Origin of the sequence: Syntrophotalea sp. (genome assembly GCF_050253115.1) — a bacterium.
In the GTDB taxonomy this organism is placed as follows: Bacteria; Desulfobacterota; Desulfuromonadia; order Desulfuromonadales; family Syntrophotaleaceae; genus Syntrophotalea; species Syntrophotalea acetylenica.
On sequence record NZ_JBFWJQ010000167.1, the window covers coordinates 1 to 2,908 of the forward strand.

The following is a 2,908-nucleotide window of genomic DNA, read 5'->3' on the forward strand; positions in this document are numbered from 1 at the left end:
TAGTCTCGATAAAACTGCTCATTCATCTCCCGGTATTGGTCGGCATCCACCTTGCCCTGCTGCACCAGGAATTCGCCCCAGCTGTAATCGCTGTCGCCCGCGATGAGGGTATTGTCGAGATCAAAAATTGCCAGCGCCATTGATTAGGATTCCTGCGGAGTTAAAAACGTTGCACAGGATACTGGCATCGCGGCTATTCTTAAAGCATCTCTTTTAAGCACCAACAACGTGCATTCGCATTGCTGAGTCAGGTGAGTTTGTGGAACAATACAGGCATAGATTTAAGGGTGATGCCCAAGTGATTGATCAAGAGGGTTATAGAGCAAACGTCGGTATTGTCCTCTCAAACGGGCAGGGTCAGATCCTGTGGGCAAAACGCATAGGGCAAGACGCCTGGCAATTCCCCCAGGGCGGCATCAACAAAGGTGAAACCCCCGAACAGGCGCTTTATCGGGAACTCTATGAAGAAATCGGCCTTCAGGAGCACCAGGTAAGCCTGCTCGCCCAAACCCGCGGCTGGCTTCGCTATCGATTGCCGCAACGCTATATAAGACGCCATTCCCAGCCCCTCTGTATCGGCCAGAAGCAGAAATGGTTTTTGCTGGAACTCACCACCTGCCCCAGCAATATTCGCTTTGACTGCGGCGAAAAGCCTGAATTTGACGGCTGGTCCTGGGTCAACTACTGGTACCCTGTAGGCCAGATTGTCGATTTCAAACGGGATGTCTACCGCAAGGCTCTCAAAGAGCTGGCCAGCATCCATACGGATATTGAGCGAAAAGTAAATAATAAGGCAGGATGACACCAGGTGCTTGATTCCCTTCGAAGTATTGTTCAGGAAGTCAATTCAGCAAAAGATTTTGCTGCGGTTCTCAACATCATCGTTTCGAAAGTCAAAAAAGCCACCCATACCGGCGTTTGCTCCATTTATCTCCACGACCCCCTGTCTGGCAGCTATGTATTGACAGCGACCGACGGTCTCTACCCCGAGTCAGTGGGCAACATTCGCCTGCGTCCCGGCGAAGGCCTGGTGGGCATCGTTGCCGGCAAGGCTGAACCCATCAACCTCGACAACGCCGAGTCCCACCCCAATTTTGCCTATTTCCCGGAAAGTGGTGAAGAGCGCTTTCGCTCCTTTCTCGGCGCTCCCATTATCCACCACCGCAAGGTGCTCGGCGTACTCGTGGTACAGCAGCAGGAACGCCGCCGCTTTGATGAAAGCGAGGAGGCCTTTCTCGTTACCGTTTCCGCACAACTTGCCGGCGTTATCGCCCACGCCGACGCCACCGGCCAGCTGGCGCGACATCTGGCTCCGGACGCCTACAAGGACAAGGTCAGCGAAACGATTTTCAAAGGCATCCCCAGCGTACCTGGTATTGCCATAGGCACAGCGGCAATTATTGCCGCCCCAGCGGATCTCTACGCCGTCCCCAGCCGCCAGGCTGAGGATATCGAGCAGGAACTGCGCCTTTTTCACCAGGCGCTGACGGACACAAAGCGGGATCTGCGCACTGTCCACGAAGGTCTGGCGACTCGACTGAACACCGAGGAACGGGCACTTTTTGACGTCTATGTCAGCATGCTCGACGACAACTCCCTGGGCGGCGAAGTGCGCATCCTCATCAATGCGGGGCTGTCGGCTCAAACCGCGTGGAGCGAGGTGATCATTGAGCATATTCGCAACTTCAGCTCCATGGAAGACGCCTATCTGAGGGAGAGGGCTTCCGACGTTCGCGATCTCGGCACCCGGGTGCTCGGGTATCTACAGCAGTCACAGGTTGAAGAAAAAGAATACCCTGCCGACACCATTCTTATCGGCGAAGAACTGGCAGCACCCAACCTGGCAGATGTCACGGTCGAAAAAATTGCCGGCATGATCTCAGTCAAAGGCTCCCGCAATTCTCATCTCGCCATTCTCGGCAGATCCCTGGGAATTCCCACCGTGATGGGCGCCATCGATCTGCCCTGGAAAGCACTGGATGGCACCAAAATTATCATCGACGGCCACCAGGGGCTGGTGATCAGCAACCCATCGCCAGAGGTTTTGCGCTCCTACAAGGCTCAACAGCAGGAAGAAAAAATCCTCGCTGAAGATCTCGAACGGCTTCGGGATGAACCCAGTGTAACCGCAGACAATTACCCCATCTCATTGTGGGTGAACACAGGATTGCGCCTGGACAGCCTGCTGTCCCTGGATCGAGGCGCAGAAGGGGTTGGCCTATACCGCACCGAAATTCCCTTTTTTATGCAGGAGCGCTTTCCCTCCGAGGAAGAGCAGCGCAAAATTTATCGCGAGCAGATGGAGATGTTTGCCCCCCGGCCTGTAACCATGCGCACCCTGGATATTGGCGGCGACAAATCCCTGCCCTATTTTCCCATTGAAGAGGCCAACCCTTTTCTGGGCTGGAGGGGCATTCGAGTCACTCTGGATCACCCGGAATTTTTTCTCGTTCAGCTGCGCGCCATCATGAGAGCCAGCCAGGGCATGGATAACCTGCGCATTCTTTTACCCATGATTTCCAACATTCCCGAACTTGAGACTGCATTGGCTCTGGTTTACAGGGTTTACCACGAGCTCACGGAGGAGGAAGGTTATACGCTTGCCAAACCCGCCGTCGGCGCCATGATCGAAATTCCGGCAGCGGTTTACCAGATTCGCGATATCTGCAGGCGCGTAGATTTTGTCTCCGTCGGCTCCAATGACCTCACCCAGTACCTCCTCGCCGTGGATCGCAACAATCCCAGGGTTGCAGACCTCTACCACACCATGCACCCCGCACTGCTCAAAGCGCTCAAAGACATTGTCGATGGCGCCGCCCTGGAGAATTGCCCGGTGAGTATTTGCGGCGAAATGGCGGGCGACCCGTTGTCGGCCATCCTGCTCGTCGGCCTGGGCTACAAAACCCTG

The 2,908-nt window shown here is 55.1% G+C and carries 2 protein-coding genes and 1 pseudogene; 2 read left to right on the forward strand and 1 reads right to left on the reverse strand.

Annotated elements, in window-relative coordinates; all coding sequences use genetic code 11:
* Window positions 1-140, reverse strand: a pseudogene (locus tag AB7E65_RS12295) (HAD-IB family hydrolase); the annotation flags it as partial.
* 158 nt (window positions 141-298) lie between these two features.
* Between AB7E65_RS12295 and rppH the strand changes: the two are divergent.
* On the forward strand, window positions 299-802 hold the full coding sequence (gene rppH / locus AB7E65_RS12300; RefSeq protein WP_428746062.1) for an RNA pyrophosphohydrolase: 504 nt from the start codon (window positions 299-301) through the stop codon (window positions 800-802).
* A 6-nt stretch (window positions 803-808) separates the two neighbouring features.
* On the forward strand, window positions 809-2,908 hold a 2,100-nt coding region (ptsP, locus tag AB7E65_RS12305; protein ID WP_428746061.1), incomplete at its 3' end, for a phosphoenolpyruvate--protein phosphotransferase.